Below are 17907 nucleotides of genomic sequence, written 5' to 3'. Positions count from 1 at the left end.
TCAATCTGCACGACTGCCAGGGAATCCGCGGCAATTTGCACGAAACGGGACGCCGGCTACTGCTGACTGATTTCCTTCCAGATGGCATCGAACATGACACAACGTTTGAGGATAGCCTGACGTCCGATTTGAATCGCAAGCCGCTTTGCTTCAGAAGTCTGATGAGTCAGTCGTTGCAGAATTCCCAGCATGGTAATCGCGTGATCTTCATCCTCTTCGATATGCAAGCGAAAGAACTCCAGGCCTTCCTCACTGACATTCAGTCCCTCCAGTGCGAGCAGAATCGGTTTGTAAATCAGTGGCACAATGGCTTCGGCTCCCAGGCAGAGCGCTGCGAGGCCCTCGACAGGATTTTCACTGCAGCAAAGCTGCAGGATGCATCGGGTAAAATCCACGGTCTGAGGTAAAGGCGATTCAGCCAAGGGATGGGTGCCCAGGATCCGCAGCGACCTTTGAAACAGCTCGGCATGCGTGAGCTTGTTATCACCATCTATGCCCATTTCCTCTTGCATGTTTTCCAACAGCAATTTGATGTCGCCAAGGGACTCGAGGCGATTGAGGATTGCGCACAGAAAACGGGTAAAGTTTCGCGAGTAGTAATGATGCTGAATCAGAAAGTACTGCATCCCCCTCAGGGAAACATGGCCGTTTTGCATTGCTCGCAACAGCTCATGATTAACCAATCCTTCTAACGCATCAGTGTCCAGCCATTCGTCCCACAATGTGCCTCCGGCCCTGAATTCAATAACCTTTGCCACATTGCCGTCATTCAACTCTTTGTCTTGTTCCAACTTTAAATTCCTTTTAACTATTATCAGCCATCCAGCCGATCGCAACTTTCCAGTTATTCCGAAAACCCTGGCAAACCTACAAGAGCCGTATTCATCGTGAGTCGCTACAAATGACGCGGGGCTCAGACCTGGCCAGAAAATAAGCGCATAGAGAGGCGAAAATGATGCAGAGACCGCCTGACGCAAGAAGCAGAGCGCTGCTTGAGAAATGCAGTAACAGCCATCCACTCAGCAGGCTCGCCGGCGGAATCGCGAGGTAGGCAATAAGCCGTGTAACTCCGACCGTTCGCCCAAGAATGATTTGCGGAACCACCTGCTGGCGATAGGTGAAAAAAGCGATGACCACCACGGATTGGCAAGCGGTAGAAAGCGCCCACAGTGCCGAAAGTGACCATGGATCGGCGGCCATCGCCCCCATCAGGGTGAACACCCCAGCCAGCAAGCAGCTTCGACGGATGAGAATGCCGGCCGGGTATCTCTTCACCAGAAACGCCCCCACAGCTGATCCGGCGACGGCACCTGCACCAATGAGCCCGTAGTAATAGCCGACATCACTCAATGGCACGGCCAGTAGCGTGGTGTAGACATAGACAAGGCTTGCACCGATCAAGGCAAAACCGAAATTGCAGAAAAAGAACAGCATGACGAACGAACGCAGTTCTCGATGCTGGATGACATACAGCAATCCGGCTTTGATTTCCGTGAACACCCGCGTCGTGGCGGGCGGAGGCTTACCCAGCTCTTTCAGCAAGAAGCAAAGCGGCAGGGATAGCGTAAATCCGACAATGCTGCCAATCAGCAACTGCTCCTTGGTACTGACGGCGAGCAAGGCCGCAACACCGATTGGCGCAACGATGCGAATGATGTTGTCACTGGCGTTGACGATCGCATTGAACCGATGAAGTTTGGGGCCTTCAATCAGCGCTGGCGCGATACTCTGGAAAACCGGGTGGTGAGTGGCACCGACGCTTGCCAGCAGAAAGCTCAGCAATAACAGGGTGATATTCAAGCTGTTCCCGGACAGCGTACTCACAGCAGCATATATAAGGCAGCCGGTGACGATGTTGATCAGATCACCACCGATCAGAAAACGCCGTTTGCTGTAGCGATCACTCCACACACCGGCGAAGGGCGTGACCAGTATGTAGGGCGCCATCGCGGCGAAAAAAGCCAGCGACGTCCAGACTGGGGAGCCGGTCTGCTCATAAACATAAAGCGGGATCAGAAACGCGATGGCCCATGAACAGATGGACGTGATGGCATAGGACGCCAGGAGTTTGAACATCTAGACAGTCTCCGCCTGCCGCGACCGTTGCCCGTTCGCGAGATGTCCACACACCGTGCAGTCCGGATTCTGCTGCCAGACTTCAGCAACGCTGACGTCCAGGTCGTCGAATGTGAATTCCTTGAGTTTGTTGGTCAATTGTGGCGGTTGGCAGCCGGTGATGATCTTGACCGTTTCGCTGACCATCATCCCAGCGGTGACGGCCACCAAAGTCACAAGAGCCGGGCCGGGATGCTCATAAGTGATGTCGTGCTGTTTGGCCAGGGTCGAAACACTGTTCACCAGGCTGCTCTTGTTACGCGCCGACGTCAGCCAGCAAGCACCGCAGCCTGAGGACCCAGGCACCACCGAATAAAACACCGAGCGGCGTACATCAAGCCCGCCTGAAATGAAGGGTACGCCCTGTTCAACGCAGGCCTCATTCAGCCAGTCGGCCATGTAGTTCGCGGGTTTATCGGCGACACAAATCACAATATCGTGACCGCGTACGATGCCGGCGACGTCTTGCGCCGACTGGAGGCGGGTTTCGTGAGCAGTAATGTCGAGGTGACTGTTGAATTCAAGCAACCTGCGCCTGGCCGTTGCAACCTTCGGCATGCCGACGTCGGTTTCCTTGTAAAGGATCTGCCGGTTCAAATTGCTCAACTCGATCGTGTCAAAATCGAGGATCGTCAAGTGGTGGACGCCCAGCGCCACCAGGTCGAACAGGATATGGGTGCCCAGACCGCCGCAGCCCAGGACACAGACCCTGGCCGCGCGCAGTTTTTCCTGGTGGGTGAACTTGTTCTCGCCCACAGCCGCCATCGACCCGAAAAAGTCGATGTTGCGGGAAAATCTGATGCGATCATGATCCGAAAGAGAAGTCATTTCAAAAGCATCCGGACTCTCGACCAACCGGTATTTGATCAGATCTTGCGCGACGCTTCGGATTTCGTCCTGATCCACCCCGGGATAACGGCCTGCCACCTGGGTAATCAACGCTTCGTAGGGTGTATGGCCATCAAGTGCCCTGACGAACTCCCAGACAGCACCATGGGGGTCGGGGATTTTTGCGTATTGACCGTTAAAACGCAGAACTACCTGACCATCAAGTTTGAACGGAATAATCGTCGGTTTAAGAAAAAGCTTCATATTCGAGCCTCAATCGCTATTAAAACAACTTGATAAAGAACCAGGGCCATTAAGGCCCCGGTTCTTACTGATCAGATCAGCCGATCTGAGAATCGCCAGCGGAAGATGTTTTTTCGAAAGTCATAATGATTTCCTCAAAAGTTGAAGGGCCGGTAGTCCAAGCTATTTTCCACCGGGGTGAAGGTGTGCACACCCCCAAAACTAGAATAAGTTTTCAGTGGTTGCGAACCGAGCTTGTTTCTTAATATTACTCACACCAAATACACTTCCTACGATCTTAAGAAGTATCGCTATTACTTCTTACGGAAACATGCAAAAACAATGTAGGAATTATCTTCAATATTTAAACAGTGAAGATTCACAGCGGGAGAATTGAAAATAAATTCGCCTGCCAGACAATAAACATCAGTGATTAATCAGAAACACACTCTCCACCCGGGACAACGCTTGCGACCACACCTCATCAGCGATTTCCACAGGCCGAAAAAATCTCACGCGTGAGCCATTGATGGCATTTTGAATTGGTTGTAGTGTGGCTCACGCGTGAGATGTTCATAACGGAGTCATTGCCATGAAAAGCCGCTCCCCCACTGTTGCGTCAGAGAGCCCACAGGGAGAGCGCTCGAAACCGTCCGCGAAAAAACCGTCGAGCTTCTATATGAAGCAGATGCGCGCGGGCCTGGCTGCTGCCGGTTATGTGAAACACGAAACTTGGGTGCTTCCGGAAAACCGAAGCTTGCTCAAGCAAATGGAGCAACAGCTACGCCAACCGATTCTGGCTGGCTCATTCATGTCGGAGAATTACATGAGCGCAGGCAACAACTGGAACATCGATAGCCTCTTCAACGCCCTCAAGGCACTGGACGAGGTGGCTTCGCAGGAGATCACGCTGTCGCTGATCCAGAGCTCCGAACCCAGCATCAAGCTGGAAATGAACGAATTCGGCGGTCTGCCGATTCACATTGCCCTGGCCGGTGCACAGATCATCGTCGACACCGTGCTGGTGGATATCGATTCGATCACTGATGTGCGCGCCTTCAACGACGCCGTGCTGCGCAGCCGGGAAATGTTCCCGCTGTCGTCGATCGGCATCGAGTCGATGCCAAACGGCCAGACCGTTTACAACATGTTTGGCGCCCTCAGCGCCGACTCGAGCCTGACCAACGTCGTCACCGAGGTGAAAACCCTGGTCGACAACGTGCAGCGCGCGAGCGAAGCCTTCGAACACTTCTTCAAGTAATCAACAGGGAATATCCAATGACTCAGTCCATCTGGAGCAAGTTGTTCACCGCTCTGCGCGGCGGCGCCAATGAAGTCGGCGAAGCGATCGTCGACCAACAGGCCCTGCGCATCCTCGACCAGGAAATCCGCGACGCCGACACCGCGCTGTCCAACGCCCGCCGTGAGCTGGTCACCATCATGGCCAAGCACAAACTGGCCGCTGACCGCGTAAGCGAGTACGACGCCAAGATCAAGGATCTGGAAGCCAAGGCGGTTTCCGCGCTGAACGCTGGCCGCGAAGACCTGGCCATGGAAGTGGCCGAAGCGATTTCGACCCTGACCAACGACCTGACCGCCGAGAAAGCCCAGAGCGACGAGTTCGGCACCTACGCCGAAAACATGCGCAAGGACATCAGCAAGGCCGAGTCGCGGATCAAGAGCCTGCGCCAGCAGGTGGACATGGCCAAGGCCCGTGAAAGCGTGCAGAAAGCACAAGTCAGCGCATCCATCGCCAGCGGCGGCGCCAACGGCAAGCTGGAAACCGCCGTCGGCACCCTGAACCGCCTGCAGGCCAAGCAGCAGCAACGCGCTGCCGAGCTGAGCGCGGCGGACGAGTTGGCTGACGCGTCGGCCGGCAACGATCTGGAACGCAAACTGCGCGACGCCGGCATCACGCCGAACGAAGGCAGCGCCAATGCGATCCTTGAGCGCCTGAAGCAAAAATCAGCTCAGTAAAACCGCCCTCCTGCAGGAGCTGCCGCAGGCTGCGATCTTTTGATCTTGAACCCAGATCAAAAGATCGCAGCCTGCGGCAGCTCCTGCAGTTTTTCGCACCCACAACATTTGCATTTTGCCTGCTCGTTCGTCGCCCGGCCCGGTACACTAGCGGCGCTTTTTACGACGAACACCTCCACCCGCCTCAAGGAATGTACCCATGGGATGGTTCAAAGACTTGCTGGGCACCAGCAACTGGCAGACTGCCGCGCCCGCTCCAGTGGCCGGCGGCCCACTCGGAATGGCACAAGGCAAAGGCGTGCGTTTCGATTCGACTCTGGCGCTGCTGCTCGATGGCAGCACCTCGGTACAGGTTCCGGCGGCAGAGGCAATCTGGAGCGCCGGCTGGATCGATCTCGGCCAATCCAACAAACTGCATCGCTACTACCTCAATAATGAGGACTTCTGGCTGCAGATCCACGTCACCGGTGACGATCAGATCGAGTCGGTCACCCTGTTCAACTACCTCAGTTACGTGACCGTCAACAGTGACGCCGAACTGCAGCGCCTGGCCGGCCCGGCAAGCCCGATCGGTCTGCCGACCTACACCCATGGCGGCATCCAGTACAGCCGTGAATGGGGTACCGAGCAAGGCCAGACCGAACTGGTGCCGCTGACCGAACACGTGGTCAACCCGGACGAGAGCTACACCATCGAACACCACTCGATGCTTTACGCGCGCGAGACCGGCCTGACCGATCGCCGCGAACTGCTGCTGTTCTCCGTCGAACAGGACGAGGAAGGCACCGTCAGCCTGAGCACTTCGCTGGGTATTTCGCTGTACACGACTGATTTGAGCACCATTTAAAAAAGGAAGTTTTCCATGCTGGAAGTGCTGGCCGTTTCCCTGAACAAGACCGCGCTGGTCGGTTTCGTCGTCTACCTGATCGGCGCCGTGCTGCTGTTCATGCTGTTCCAGTTCGTCTACACCCGCATCACGCCGCACAAAGAGTTCGAATTGATCCGCTCCGGCAACATTGCCGCCGCCATTGCTTTGGCTGGCGCGATCATTGGCTTTGCGATTCCGGCCAGCAATGTGATCGCGTTTTCGGTCAACGTTCTCGATTTCGTGCTGTGGGCGGTGATTGCAGCCGTGGTGCAACTGCTGGCCTTCCTCGCCACGGGGATGGTGCTCAAGGGCACGTCGCAGCGTATCGCCAACGGTGAAATCGCTTCGGGTATCTATGTGGCCGCAGTGGCCATCAGCGTCGGCATGCTCAACGCCGCGTGCATGACCCCGTCCAACTGATCGGCAGGAAGCCTTCGATGAAACGCAGCAAGTACGTCCAACTGTCTCTCGCCGCCTCGGTGGCCATGGCCATTTCCGGCGAAGCGGCAGCGCTGGATCCGCAACGCTTTCAAACGGTCGAACAGTGCGTCGATGCCTCGGTCGCGGCCGACGTTTGCTCGAACGCCTACGTCGCGGCACTCACTGAACACCGACGCATTGCGCCGGCTTACGACGACAAGGCCAAGTGCGACGCCGACTTCGCCGCCGACTGGTGTCAGAAAAATTCCGACGGCCGTTTCGTGCCGAAACTCGGCGGCTTCAAAGTGCCGCAGAATGGCGAGGCACCGCAGGATCTGGATGCGATTGCCAATGCGCAGTTGCCTGCCGGTGAAGCGACGGCCGCGCAAAACGTACAAAGCACTTCACACGCTTCCGGTAGCGGCAACGGTTGGCTCTCGGGCTGGTTGATCGGCAATGCGATGAGCAACAACGCCAACCGCACGGTCTATCGCGACCGCGACACGCGCCAGACCTACAACACGTCGACGCAGTACCGCAAAATCGAATCGGCGCCACGCAGTCAACCAGACTACGAGAGCAGCAAAAGCAAACCGGTGAACGTCGCTTCGTCGACCTCCCGGGGTGGCTTTGGCAGCCAGTCATCCGCCCGTAGCGGTTGGGGCGGATGGGGCAGCAGCTCCGGTCGTTCGAGCAGCTGACCATGAAGAAGATCCACTGCGCCGAGCGCCCCGACTGGAAACAGACGGCCGAAAGCCTCGGCTTTCTGTTCCACACTATCGACGACGAGCCGTACTGGGACGAAAGCGCCTACTACCAGTTCACCCTCGCGCAGATTGAAAACGACCTGGAGGATCCGACCACCGAACTGCACGAGATGTGCATGGACCTGGTCGACCGCGTGGTGCACAGCGAAGAGCTGCTGGATCGCCTGAGCATCCCGGCGCCGTACTACGACATGATTCGCACTTCCTGGCTGGAAGGTCATCCCCATCTGTACGGGCGCATGGACTTTTCCTACAGTGGTAACGGCCCCGCCAAGTTGCTGGAACTCAACTACGACACGCCGACCAGTCTCTATGAAGCGGCGGCGTTTCAATGGGGCTGGCTGGAGCAGTGCATCGAGCGCCGAATGCTGCCGCGCCACGCCGACCAGTTCAACAGCATCGACACCAAGCTGCATCAAGCGTTTGCCGAATTGCAGCTCAAGCGGCCGTTCTACTTTGCTTCGATGAAAGACTCGGTCGAAGACAAGGGCACCACCGACTACCTGCGCCTGATCGCGGAAAAGGTCGGCATCGAATCAAGGCATATCGACATCGAGGACATCGGCCTGACCGCTGAGGGTCGCTTTGTCGATCTGCAGGATCGCTGGATCCCGCACCTGTTCAAACTGCACGCCTGGGAATTCATCTTCCACGAGCCGTTCGGCGCAGCAATCGCCGAGAGCGATACGCAGTTCTTTGAACCGGCGTGGAAATCGATCCTGTCGAACAAAGGTGTACTGCCGCTGCTGTGGGAACTGCACAAGGGCCATCCGAATCTGCTCGCGGCGCATCTTGATCCGAATCCTGCCAGTGCAGTGCCCAAGGGCTGGGTACGCAAACCGTACTTCTCCCGCGAAGGCGCGAATATCGAGCTGCAAACGGCAGAAGGTCTGATCGTCAAAGAGGACGGGCCCTACACCGATGCGCCATTCATCCTGCAGGAATTTGCGCCATTGCCGAAGTTCGACGACAGCTACACGCTAGTCGGCTCTTGGGTGATTGGTGATCAGGCGGCGGGGATCGGTGTGCGGGAAGACAACAGTCTGATCACCAAAGATTCGAGCCGGTTTCTGCCGCACCTGATCCTCGACTGAAACACGTGCACTTGTAGGAGCTGCGGCACGCTGCGATCTTTTGACTTTGATTTAAAAGATCGAAAGATCGCAGCCTTCGGCAGCTCCTACAGGTGATGACCGTAAAATCGCGCGCCACAAAAAAGGCCCGTCGTGTTGAACGACGGGCCTTTTTTATTCAGCGCGGATGCAGCGTCGAATCAGAACGGAATGTCGTCATCGAAGCTGTCGAAATCCGGGGCCGGTTGCGGTGCAGCCTGCTGTGGAGCCGGGGCCGGACGCTGTTGCGGAGCCGACTGCTGCGGACGCGGAGCCTGTTGACGTGGCGCCTGCTGCTGGTAGTTGTTGCCACCGCCTTGTTGGTCGCCCTGTTGTGGACGGCCGCCGAGCAGCTGCATGGTGCCTTGCATGTCGACCACGATTTCAGTGGTGTAACGCTTGATACCGTCTTTTTCCCACTCGCGGGTCTGCAGCTTGCCTTCGATGTATACCTGCGAACCTTTACGCAGGTATTCGCCGGCGATTTCCGCAACCTTGCCGAACATCGAAACACGGTGCCATTCGGTCTTCTCGACCTTCTGACCGGTTTGCTTGTCGGTCCACTGTTCGCTGGTTGCCAGACTCAGGTTGGTCACGGCGTTACCGTTAGGCAGGTAGCGAACTTCGGGATCCTGGCCGCAAGTGCCGACCAATATGACTTTGTTAACCCCACGGGCCATAACGTTCTCCTAGGCTTCGCAAGCAGCCTCGGCCGGGTTGTTCACCAGGCGTTCGAGGGTGTCGCGATCCACTAATTCTTTGTCCAGTTTGATGTAAACAGCCGCTTCATCAGCAACTATCACTGCATCTGTTACCCCTACGAGGGCCTTGAGGCGCTCGACCAGACCCGCTTCGCGGATCGCCTCGGGCGACAACGGCAAGCGCAGACTCGTCACGTAGGGAGGTTCGCGCATGGTAACAGCAAAGGCCAGCCAGATGGCAGCCAGACCCGCACATCCAAGGAACACAACCGACAGACCGCCATGCTGAAACAGCCAGCCGCCGAGTATCCCGCCGAGTGCCGAACCGAGGAACTGACTGGTGGAGTACACGCCCATCGCCGTGCCCTTCCCGCCTGCCGGTGAAACCTTGCTGATCAGCGACGGCAACGAAGCTTCCAGCAGATTGAACGCGGTGAAGAACACCACCGTACCGATCACCAGAGCCCGCAAGCTGTCACCGAACTGCCAGAAGAATAGCTCAGTGAGCATCAGCGTCAGGACGGCGCCGAGCAAAATTCGTTTCATTTTGCGTTTCTTCTCGCCGTAGATGATGAACGGGATCATGGCGAAGAAAGAAATCAGCAGCGCGGTCAGGTAAACCCACCAGTGCTGCTCCTTGGGCAAACCGGCTTTTTCCACCAGCGCCAGCGGCAGTGCGACGAAGCTCGACATCAGCATCGCGTGCAGCACGAAAATGCCCAGGTCCAGGCGCAGCAGATCGGGATGTTTGAGCGTCGGCATCAAGGCCTGACGCGCCACGCCGGATTCACGATGACTCAACGGCCCGGTGGATTTCGGCACCATGAACATCACGATGACGATCCCGAACAGGGCCATGCCGCCCGTGGCGAGGAACAGCCCGGACAGGCCGAACGCACGAGTCAGCAACGGCCCGACCACCATGGCCACGGCGAACGACAGACCGATGGTCATGCCGATCATGGCCATGGCTTTGGTGCGGTGCTGTTCGCGAGTCAGGTCGGAAAGCAACGCCATCACCGCCGCGGAAATTGCCCCGGCACCTTGCAGGATGCGTCCGGCGATCACGCCCCAGATCGAATCGGCCTGAGCCGCCAGCACACTGCCGAGGGCGAAGACCACCAGCCCGAGGAAAATCACCGGACGCCGGCCGATACGGTCGGAAATGATCCCGAACGGAATCTGGAAAATCGCCTGGGTCAGGCCGTAAGCGCCAATCGCCAGCCCGATCAGGGCCGGGGTCGCTCCCGCCAGGTCCATGCCGTAGGTCGCCAGCACCGGCAACACCATGAACATGCCAAGCATACGGAAGGCGAACACCAAGGCCAGACCGCTCGCTGCGCGGGTCTCGCTGCCACTCATGCGTTCGCTGTGGGGATCGTGCATGGAAAAACCTCGTGTGAACCGGCGGCGATTCTACCAGTCCCATCGAAAGACGGGGTATATCGCGACGCTATGACGCGTATAGATGAAACTCTCTTCACGCAAGGTAAAAAACCCTTCGTTTGATAGTGTGCATCCATCCAGTATTTGCCCGTATACTCCTACGTTTTCGACGCCCGCCGAGCGAGGCCACTTTGGACAAGATCCTGATACGTGGGGCCCGTACCCACAACCTGAAGAACATCGACCTGACCCTGCCACGGGACAAACTGATCGTCATCACCGGCCTGTCCGGATCCGGCAAGTCGTCCCTGGCCTTCGACACGCTGTACGCCGAAGGTCAGCGCCGCTATGTCGAATCCCTGTCGGCCTACGCCCGACAGTTTCTGTCGATGATGGAAAAGCCCGACGTCGACACCATTGAAGGTTTGTCGCCGGCGATTTCCATCGAACAGAAGTCGACCTCGCACAACCCGCGTTCCACGGTCGGCACCATCACCGAAATCTACGATTACCTGCGTCTGCTGTATGCGCGCGTCGGTACGCCGCGCTGCCCGGATCACGATATTCCGCTGGAAGCGCAGACCGTCAGCCAGATGGTTGATCTGGTGTTGGCGCAACCGGAAGGCAGCAAGCTGATGTTGCTGGCGCCGGTGATCCGCGAGCGCAAGGGCGAGCACCTGTCGGTGTTCGAAGAACTGCGCGCCCAAGGCTTCGTCCGTGCGCGGGTCAACGGCCGCATCTGCGAACTCGATGAACTGCCGAAACTGGATAAACAGAAAAAGCATTCGATCGATGTGATCGTCGACCGTTTCAAGGTCCGTGCCGACCTGCAGCAGCGTCTGGCCGAATCGTTCGAAACCGCACTGAAACTGGCGGACGGCATTGCCCTGGTGGCGCCGATGGACGACGAGCCGGGTGAAGAGATGATCTTCTCCGCGCGCTTCGCCTGCCCGATCTGCGGCCACGCGATCAGCGAGCTTGAGCCGAAGCTGTTCTCCTTCAACAACCCGGCCGGCGCCTGCCCGACCTGCGATGGCCTGGGCGTGAAGCAGTTCTTCGACATCAAGCGCCTGGTCAATGGTGAACTGACCCTGGCCGAGGGCGCGATTCGTGGCTGGGACCGGCGTAACGTCTATTACTTCCAGATGCTCGGCTCACTGGCCTCGCACTACAAGTTCAGCCTTGAGAAGCCGTTCAACGAACTGACTCCCGAACAGCAGAAGCAAATCCTGCACGGCAGCGGCTCACAGAATGTCGACTTCAAGTACCTCAACGATCGCGGAGATATCGTCAAACGTTCGCATCCCTTCGAAGGTATCGTGCCGAACCTTGAGCGCCGCTACCGCGAAACCGAATCGGCCAGCGTGCGCGAAGAACTGGCCAAATTCCTCAGTACCCAGGCCTGCCCGGATTGCCGTGGCACCCGTCTGCGACGTGAAGCGCGGCACGTGTGGGTGGGTGAGAAAACCCTGCCGGCGGTGACCAACCTGCCGATCGGCGATGCCTGTGAATACTTCGGCGAGCTGAAGATGACCGGACGTCGCGGCGAGATCGCTGACAAGATCCTCAAGGAGATCCGCGAGCGTCTGCAATTTCTGGTCAACGTCGGCCTCGATTATCTGTCGCTGGATCGCAGCGCCGACACCCTGTCCGGCGGTGAAGCGCAGCGTATTCGTCTGGCGAGCCAGATCGGCGCCGGTCTGGTCGGGGTTTTGTACATCCTCGACGAACCGTCCATTGGCCTGCACCAGCGCGATAACGACCGCTTGCTTGGCACCCTCAAGCACCTGCGCGACATCGGCAACACGGTGATCGTGGTCGAGCACGACGAAGACGCTATTCGTCTGGCCGACTATGTGGTGGATATCGGGCCTGGCGCCGGGGTGCACGGCGGGCAGATCGTCGCTGAAGGTACGCCGGACGAAGTCATGGCACACCCGGACTCCCTGACCGGCAAATACCTGTCGGGCCGGGTGAAGATCGAAGTGCCGGCCAAACGCACGCCGCGCAACAAGAAGCTGACGCTGTCGCTCAAGGGCGCGCGCGGCAACAACCTGCGCAACGTCGATCTGGAAATTCCGATCGGCTTGCTGACCTGCGTGACCGGCGTTTCCGGCTCCGGCAAGTCGACGCTGATCAACAACACGCTGTTCCCATTGAGCGCTACTGCACTCAATGGTGCGACCACGCTGGAAGCGGCCGCACATGACAGCATCAAGGGCTTGGAGCATCTCGACAAGGTCGTCGACATCGACCAGAGCCCGATCGGCCGTACGCCGCGTTCCAACCCGGCGACCTACACCGGGCTGTTCACACCGATCCGCGAACTGTTTGCCGGTGTGCCTGAGTCGCGCTCCCGTGGTTACGGCCCGGGGCGCTTCTCGTTCAACGTCAAGGGCGGGCGCTGTGAGGCGTGTCAGGGCGACGGCCTGATCAAAGTGGAAATGCACTTCCTGCCGGACATTTACGTGCCGTGCGATGTGTGCAAGAGCAAGCGCTACAACCGCGAAACCCTTGAGATCAAATACAAGGGCAAGAGCATCCACGAAACCCTCGAGATGACCATCGAGGAAGCCCGGGAGTTCTTCGACGCGGTACCGGCGCTGGCGCGCAAGCTGCAGACGTTGATGGATGTGGGCCTGTCGTACATCAAGCTCGGGCAGTCGGCAACCACGCTCTCCGGTGGTGAAGCGCAGCGGGTCAAGCTGTCACGCGAGCTGTCCAAGCGCGACACCGGCAAAACTCTGTATATCCTCGATGAGCCGACCACCGGCTTGCACTTTGCGGATATCCAGCAACTGCTCGACGTGCTGCATCGCCTGCGCGACCACGGCAATACCGTGGTAGTAATCGAGCACAATCTGGACGTGATCAAGACTGCCGACTGGCTGGTGGATCTGGGGCCGGAGGGCGGCTCCAAGGGTGGGCAGATCATCGCCACCGGTACGCCGGAAGAAGTGGCCGAGATGAAACAGTCTCACACCGGTCACTACCTCAAGCCGTTGCTGATTCGCGATCGGGCCTGATCCCCAGGCATGAAAAAGCCCCTGTCACTTCAACCGTGACAGGGGCTTTTTTGTATCTGGCAATCAGGTGTGAGACTGCAGGTAATTCTCGAGACCGATGAGCTTGATCAGGCCCAACTGCTTTTCCAGCCAGTAGGTGTGATCTTCCTCGGTGTCGTTGAGCTGAACACGCAGGATTTCGCGACTGACGTAATCCTTGTGCTGCTCGCACAACTCAATGCCTTTGCACAGTGCGGCGCGGACTTTGTACTCAAGACGCAGATCGGCTTCGAGCATCTCCGGCACGGTGGTGCCGACATCCAGATCGTCCGGACGCATGCGCGGCGTGCCTTCGAGCATCAGGATCCGGCGCATCAGTGCGTCGGCGTGACCAGCCTCTTCTTCCATCTCATGGTTGATTCGTTCGTAGAGCTTGGTGAAACCCCAGTCCTCATACATCCGCGAGTGCACAAAATATTGGTCACGCGCGGCCAGTTCGCCGGTCAGCAACGTGTTGAGGTAATCGATAACGTCTGGGTGGCCTTGCATCGCCCTACATCTCCCTGCCTGAAAGTCTGTAGTTTGAACCAAGCTGACCGGAAGGTCACCCCGTTTCGCGCAATAAAAGCGAAGATATTCTGAGAAAAGCGGCCTAAATAACGCAAAAACCGCCCTAATGAGGGCGGTTCTGCTTCTCGTTTAGACTTCGTTAAGCTGTACGTTGAGCAGCTTTGCGATTGCTTCTCCATACGCCGGGTCGGCTTTGTAGAAATGCTGCAACTGACGATCAACCACATCAGGTGAAACACCGCTCATGGCGCCGGCGATATTACTGACCAGCAAGGCTTTCTGCTCGTCGCTCATCAGACGGAACAGCGCACCGGCGTGGCTGTAGTAATCGGTGTCTTCGCGATGGTCGTAACGGTCAGCGGCACCGCTCAAGGCCAGCGCAGGCTCGGCGTAGTGCGGCGCTTGCTTCGGCGATTCGATATAGCTGTTCGGTTCGTAGTTAGGTGCTGCACCACCATTGCTGCCGAAGGCCATCGAACCGTCGCGCTGGTAAGTGTTCACCGGGCTGCGTGGAGCATTCACCGGCAATTGCTGGTGGTTGGTACCAACACGGTAGCGATGCGCATCCGCATAGGCAAAGACACGACCTTGTAGCATGCGATCCGGCGACAGACCTACACCCGGCACCATGTTGCTCGGACCGAATGCCGCTTGCTCAACCTCAGCAAAATAGTTCAGCGGGTTGCGGTTCAGCTCCAGTTCACCGACTTCGATCAGCGGGAACTCCTTTTGCGACCAGGTCTTGGTCACGTCGAACGGGTTTTCGTAGTGCGCTGCTGCCTGAGCCTCGGTCATGATCTGAATGCATACGCGCCATTTCGGGAAATCACCACGCTCGATGGCTTCGAACAGATCACGCTGAGCGTAATCCGGATCGGTACCCGCCAGACGTGCAGCGTCGGCCGGCGCGAGGTTCTTGATCCCTTGTTGGGTTTTGTAGTGCCATTTCACCCAGTGACGTTCGCCCTGTGCGTTGATCAGGCTGTAAGTGTGGCTACCGAAGCCGTGCATGTGACGGTAGCCGTCAGGGATGCCCCGATCCGAAAACAGGATAGTTACCTGGTGCAGCGCTTCAGGCGAATGCGACCAGAAGTCCCACATCATTTGCGCGCTTTTCAGGTTGCTCTGCGGCAGGCGTTTCTGGGTGTGGATAAAGTCGGGAAACTTCAGCGGATCACGAATGAAGAACACAGGGGTGTTGTTGCCAACGATGTCCCAGTTGCCTTCTTCGGTGTAGAACTTGAGGGCGAAACCACGCGGATCACGTTCGGTGTCGGCCGAACCGCGTTCGCCGCCTACAGTGGAGAAGCGCAGGAACGTTGGGGTTTGCTTGCCCACGGATTCAAACAGTTTGGCGCTGGTGTACTTGGTGATATCACGAGTCACGGTGAACGTACCGTAAGCACCCGAGCCTTTCGCGTGCACGCGGCGCTCAGGAATGTTTTCACGGTTGAAATGGGCAAGCTTCTCGATCAGATGAAAATCGTCGAGCAGCAGCGGGCCACGTGGGCCGGCGGAGCGAGAATTCTGGTTATCAGCGACAGGTGCGCCACTGGCGGTCGTAAGCGTTTTGATCTGGCTCATGCGGTCTTCTTCCTCTGTCAGTCTTGAAACTGCCGGCTAATCGGCTTGCTGGGAAGTATTGATCATCGATGTGACACCTACAAATTCATTAACTTGTAGTCACCGATAGATAATTACTAATTATGCGTTCCAGCACATAGTGCCAACAGAACAATGTCAGAAGCTTGTATGAACAGCGCATTTTTTGCAGGCACAAAAAACCGGGCACTAGGCCCGGTTTTTTGTTTCAGACTGACGTCTTACTCGGCGGATACAGCTTCGCCAGCAGTAGCACGATCAACCAACTCGACGTACGCCATAGGCGCGTTGTCGCCAGCGCGGAAACCGCACTTGAGGATGCGCAGGTAGCCACCCTCACGGGTAGCGTAACGCTTGCCCAGGTCGTTGAAGAGCTTACCAACGATAGCTTTCGAACGAGTACGGTCGAAAGCCAGACGGCGGTTAGCCAGGCTGTCTGTCTTGGCCAGAGTGATCAGCGGCTCGGCAACGCGGCGCAGTTCTTTGGCTTTTGGCAGAGTAGTCTTGATCAGCTCGTGCTCGAACAACGACACCGCCATGTTCTGGAACATGGCCTTGCGGTGCGAGCTGGTGCGGCTCAGGTGACGCCCACTTTTACGATGACGCATGGTTCATTCCTTACCAAACACTACGTTCGGTGATTACGACGATCAGGCAGTCGCCTTGTCGTCCTTCTTAAGACTTGCAGGCGGCCAGTTGTCGAGGCGCATGCCGAGGGACAGACCGCGGGAGGCCAGAACGTCCTTGATTTCAGTCAAGGATTTCTTGCCCAGGTTCGGAGTCTTCAACAGCTCTACTTCGGTACGCTGAATCAGGTCGCCGATGTAGTAGATGTTTTCCGCCTTAAGGCAGTTAGCCGAACGTACAGTCAGTTCCAGATCGTCAACCGGGCGAAGCAGGATCGGATCGATCTCGTCTTCCTGCTCGACAACCACTGGCTCACTGTCACCTTTGAGGTCGACGAACGCAGCCAACTGCTGTTGCAGGATGGTTGCAGCGCGGCGGATAGCCTCTTCAGGATCCAGAGTACCGTTGGTTTCCAGATCAATAACCAGCTTGTCCAGGTTGGTGCGCTGCTCGACACGGGCGTTTTCCACCACGTATGCGATACGGCGAACCGGGCTGAACGAAGAGTCGAGCTGCAAGCGACCAATGCTGCGGCTTTCGTCTTCATCGCTCTGACGCGAGTCGGCTGGTTCATAACCACGACCACGAGCTACGGTGAGCTTCATGTTCAGGGCGCCGTTAGACGCCAGGTTAGCGATTACGTGATCGGGGTTAACGATCTCGACATCATGATCCAGCTGAATATCGGCAGCGGTAACCACCCCCGAACCCTTCTTCGACAAGGTCAGCGTAACTTCGTCACGACCGTGCAGCTTGATGGCCAGACCTTTAAGGTTCAACAGGATTTCAATTACGTCTTCCTGTACACCTTCGATGGCGCTGTACTCGTGGAGCACACCGTCAATCTCGGCCTCGACTACTGCGCAGCCGGGCATTGAGGACAACAGGATGCGGCGCAGCGCGTTGCCCAGGGTGTGGCCAAAACCACGCTCGAGAGGCTCGAGAGTGATCTTGGCGCGGGTTGGACTGACAACCTGCACATCAATGTGGCGGGGTGTCAGGAACTCATTTACCGAAATCTGCATGGATGCACCTATTTTCTAGCCCTTACTTGGAGTAGAGCTCGACAATCAGGCTTTCGTTGATGTCGGCGGACAGATCACTGCGAGCAGGAACGTTCTTGAAAACGCCCGACTTCTTCTCAGTGTCTACTTCTACCCATTCTACGCGGCCACGTTGGGCACACAGATCGAGAGCTTGGACAATGCGAAGTTGGTTTTTTGCTTTCTCGCGAACTGCGACCACGTCACCAGCACGAACCTGATACGACGGAACGTTTACGGTCTGACCGTTAACGCTGATCGACTTGTGCGATACCAGCTGACGGGATTCGGCACGAGTCGAACCAAAGCCCATACGATATACAACGTTGTCCAGACGGCATTCGAGCAGTTGCAGCAGGTTTTCACCGGTTGCACCTTTCTTGCCAGCAGCTTCTTTGTAGTAGCCGCTGAACTGACGCTCGAGAACGCCGTAGATACGACGGACCTTCTGCTTTTCACGCAGTTGGGTGCCGTAGTCGGACTGGCGACCGCGGCGTTGGCCGTGGATACCAGGTGCTGCTTCAATGTTGCACTTCGATTCGATCGCGCGCACGCCGCTCTTCAGGAAGAGATCGGTGCCTTCGCGACGAGCGAGTTTGCATTTTGGACCAATGTAACGAGCCATTCTTTACAATCTCCTGGA

Annotated in this window: 17 protein-coding genes; 7 read left to right on the top strand and 10 right to left on the bottom strand. The window is 57.3% G+C overall.

Annotated elements, in window-relative coordinates:
* Positions 1 to 56 precede the first annotated feature (56 nt).
* The 3 genes from ACU680_RS20650 to ACU680_RS20640 form a co-directional block, all read right to left on the bottom strand.
* Entirely contained in the window at positions 57 to 791 is a 735-nt protein-coding gene (locus ACU680_RS20650; protein WP_448180382.1) for an iron-containing redox enzyme family protein, read from the bottom strand.
* Positions 792 to 882: 91 nt separating this feature from the next.
* The gene (locus tag ACU680_RS20645) at positions 883 to 2076 is read right to left on the bottom strand and encodes an MFS transporter (protein ID WP_448180381.1); all 1194 of its coding nucleotides are present in this window, start codon (positions 2074 to 2076) and stop codon (positions 883 to 885) included.
* Positions 2077 to 3207: a HesA/MoeB/ThiF family protein gene (locus tag ACU680_RS20640; protein ID WP_448180380.1), complete on the bottom strand. Its 1131-nt coding sequence runs from the start codon at positions 3205 to 3207 to the stop codon at positions 2077 to 2079.
* 571 nt (positions 3208 to 3778) lie between these two features.
* On the opposite strand from ACU680_RS20640, the gene ACU680_RS20635 reads away from it, so the two are divergent.
* The 6 genes from ACU680_RS20635 (at position 3779) to ACU680_RS20610 (ending at position 8312) form a co-directional block, all read left to right on the top strand.
* A complete protein-coding gene (locus ACU680_RS20635) occupies positions 3779 to 4447 on the top strand; it encodes a YjfI family protein (protein WP_007966152.1) in 669 nt (222 codons plus the stop codon).
* A 17-nt stretch (positions 4448 to 4464) separates the two neighbouring features.
* Entirely contained in the window at positions 4465 to 5163 is a 699-nt protein-coding gene (locus ACU680_RS20630) for a PspA/IM30 family protein (protein ID WP_202370647.1), read from the top strand.
* Between the two features lie 199 nt (positions 5164 to 5362).
* Complete coding sequence (locus tag ACU680_RS20625) at positions 5363 to 6010, top strand: DUF2491 family protein (protein ID WP_448180379.1); 648 nt, start codon at positions 5363 to 5365, stop codon at positions 6008 to 6010.
* A 15-nt stretch (positions 6011 to 6025) separates the two neighbouring features.
* Positions 6026 to 6451, top strand: a complete 426-nt coding sequence (locus ACU680_RS20620) for a DUF350 domain-containing protein (RefSeq protein WP_007966157.1) — start codon at positions 6026 to 6028, stop codon at positions 6449 to 6451.
* A gap of 17 nt (positions 6452 to 6468) precedes the next feature.
* Positions 6469 to 7152, top strand: a complete 684-nt coding sequence (locus ACU680_RS20615; RefSeq protein WP_448180378.1) for a DUF1190 domain-containing protein — start codon at positions 6469 to 6471, stop codon at positions 7150 to 7152.
* 2 nt (positions 7153 to 7154) lie between these two features.
* Complete coding sequence (locus tag ACU680_RS20610; protein WP_448180377.1) at positions 7155 to 8312, top strand: glutathionylspermidine synthase family protein; 1158 nt, start codon at positions 7155 to 7157, stop codon at positions 8310 to 8312.
* A 179-nt stretch (positions 8313 to 8491) separates the two neighbouring features.
* On the opposite strand, the gene ACU680_RS20605 is transcribed toward ACU680_RS20610, so the two are convergent.
* The gene (locus tag ACU680_RS20605) at positions 8492 to 9010 is read right to left on the bottom strand and encodes a single-stranded DNA-binding protein (protein WP_007966163.1); all 519 of its coding nucleotides are present in this window, start codon (positions 9008 to 9010) and stop codon (positions 8492 to 8494) included.
* Positions 9011 to 9019: 9 nt separating this feature from the next.
* Complete coding sequence (locus ACU680_RS20600) at positions 9020 to 10417, bottom strand: MFS transporter (RefSeq protein WP_003228711.1); 1398 nt, start codon at positions 10415 to 10417, stop codon at positions 9020 to 9022.
* 191 nt (positions 10418 to 10608) lie between these two features.
* Here ACU680_RS20600 and uvrA point away from each other — a divergent pair, with 191 nt between their 5' ends.
* A complete protein-coding gene (uvrA, locus tag ACU680_RS20595; protein ID WP_448180376.1) occupies positions 10609 to 13443 on the top strand; it encodes an excinuclease ABC subunit UvrA in 2835 nt (944 codons plus the stop codon).
* A gap of 63 nt (positions 13444 to 13506) precedes the next feature.
* Here the strand turns inward: uvrA and bfr are convergent, their stop codons facing one another.
* From bfr to rpsD, 5 genes are all read right to left on the bottom strand, one after another.
* Entirely contained in the window at positions 13507 to 13971 is a 465-nt protein-coding gene (gene bfr / locus ACU680_RS20590) for a bacterioferritin (RefSeq protein WP_003228714.1), read from the bottom strand.
* 150 nt (positions 13972 to 14121) lie between these two features.
* Complete coding sequence (locus ACU680_RS20585; protein WP_448180375.1) at positions 14122 to 15576, bottom strand: catalase; 1455 nt, start codon at positions 15574 to 15576, stop codon at positions 14122 to 14124.
* A gap of 239 nt (positions 15577 to 15815) precedes the next feature.
* Complete coding sequence (rplQ, locus tag ACU680_RS20580) at positions 15816 to 16202, bottom strand: 50S ribosomal protein L17 (protein ID WP_003176402.1); 387 nt, start codon at positions 16200 to 16202, stop codon at positions 15816 to 15818.
* A gap of 42 nt (positions 16203 to 16244) precedes the next feature.
* A complete protein-coding gene (locus tag ACU680_RS20575) occupies positions 16245 to 17246 on the bottom strand; it encodes a DNA-directed RNA polymerase subunit alpha (RefSeq protein WP_003186012.1) in 1002 nt (333 codons plus the stop codon).
* A 22-nt stretch (positions 17247 to 17268) separates the two neighbouring features.
* The gene (gene rpsD, locus ACU680_RS20570; protein WP_003176404.1) at positions 17269 to 17889 is read right to left on the bottom strand and encodes a 30S ribosomal protein S4; all 621 of its coding nucleotides are present in this window, start codon (positions 17887 to 17889) and stop codon (positions 17269 to 17271) included.
* Between the last annotated feature and the right edge of the window lie 18 nt (positions 17890 to 17907).

It is taken from the genome of Pseudomonas sp. LF020 (assembly GCF_053456425.1).
Note: the sequence above shows the minus strand (reverse complement) of the source record. Positions and strands in the feature narration are given on the sequence as shown.

Coding starts and splice junctions, on each gene's coding strand:
- ACU680_RS20645 (WP_448180381.1), bottom strand. CDS start 2,076: ATGTTCAAACTCCTGGCGTCCTATGCCATCACGTCCATCTGTTCATGG.
- ACU680_RS20640 (WP_448180380.1), bottom strand. CDS start 3,207: ATGAAGCTTTTTCTTAAACCGACGATTATTCCGTTCAAACTTGATGGT.
- ACU680_RS20635 (WP_007966152.1), top strand. CDS start 3,779: ATGAAAAGCCGCTCCCCCACTGTTGCGTCAGAGAGCCCACAGGGAGAG.
- ACU680_RS20630 (WP_202370647.1), top strand. CDS start 4,465: ATGACTCAGTCCATCTGGAGCAAGTTGTTCACCGCTCTGCGCGGCGGC.
- ACU680_RS20625 (WP_448180379.1), top strand. CDS start 5,363: ATGGGATGGTTCAAAGACTTGCTGGGCACCAGCAACTGGCAGACTGCC.
- ACU680_RS20620 (WP_007966157.1), top strand. CDS start 6,026: ATGCTGGAAGTGCTGGCCGTTTCCCTGAACAAGACCGCGCTGGTCGGT.
- ACU680_RS20615 (WP_448180378.1), top strand. CDS start 6,469: ATGAAACGCAGCAAGTACGTCCAACTGTCTCTCGCCGCCTCGGTGGCC.
- ACU680_RS20610 (WP_448180377.1), top strand. CDS start 7,155: ATGAAGAAGATCCACTGCGCCGAGCGCCCCGACTGGAAACAGACGGCC.
- ACU680_RS20605 (WP_007966163.1), bottom strand. CDS start 9,010: ATGGCCCGTGGGGTTAACAAAGTCATATTGGTCGGCACTTGCGGCCAG.
- ACU680_RS20600 (WP_003228711.1), bottom strand. CDS start 10,417: ATGCACGATCCCCACAGCGAACGCATGAGTGGCAGCGAGACCCGCGCA.
- bfr (WP_003228714.1), bottom strand. CDS start 13,971: ATGCAAGGCCACCCAGACGTTATCGATTACCTCAACACGTTGCTGACC.
- ACU680_RS20585 (WP_448180375.1), bottom strand. CDS start 15,576: ATGAGCCAGATCAAAACGCTTACGACCGCCAGTGGCGCACCTGTCGCT.
- rplQ (WP_003176402.1), bottom strand. CDS start 16,202: ATGCGTCATCGTAAAAGTGGGCGTCACCTGAGCCGCACCAGCTCGCAC.
- ACU680_RS20575 (WP_003186012.1), bottom strand. CDS start 17,246: ATGCAGATTTCGGTAAATGAGTTCCTGACACCCCGCCACATTGATGTG.
- rpsD (WP_003176404.1), bottom strand. CDS start 17,889: ATGGCTCGTTACATTGGTCCAAAATGCAAACTCGCTCGTCGCGAAGGC.